1 protein-coding gene is annotated in these 409 nt (G+C 59.2%); it reads right to left on the bottom strand.

What is annotated here, in order from left to right; genetic code table 11:
- Window positions 1-409 (bottom strand): phospho-N-acetylmuramoyl-pentapeptide-transferase (gene mraY / locus EOA28_RS38335; RefSeq protein ID WP_128315971.1); only part of this gene is annotated, 409 nt, incomplete at both ends.

Here is a 409-nt window from a genome sequence, read left to right as displayed (position 1 = left end):
ATCCAGAAACGGATAACCACCTGGCTTTCCGTCCAGCCCTTTTTCTCGAAATGGTGATGGATCGGCGCCATCAGGAAGACGCGGCGGCCGGTGCGTTTAAACCAGAAGACCTGGATGATGACCGACAGCGTTTCCATGACGAACAGACCACCAACGATGACCATGACGATCTCATGCTTGGTGGCGACGGCGATGGAGCCAATCAGACCGCCGAGCGCCAGCGAACCCGTATCGCCCATGAAGATGGCGGCGGGCGGCGCATTGAACCACAGAAAACCGAGGCCCGCGCCGATGACGGCACCGACGATGACGGCGAGTTCACCCGTACCGGGCACGAAATTGATCTGCAGGTAATTGGCAAAAACCGCATTACCGGCGAGATAGGCGATCACGCCGAAGGTGGCGGCAG

Origin of the sequence: Mesorhizobium sp. M2A.F.Ca.ET.067.02.1.1 (assembly GCF_004023285.1) — a bacterium.
Lineage (GTDB): Bacteria > Pseudomonadota > Alphaproteobacteria > Rhizobiales > Rhizobiaceae > Mesorhizobium.
Note: the sequence above shows the minus strand (reverse complement) of the source record. Positions and strands in the feature narration are given on the sequence as shown.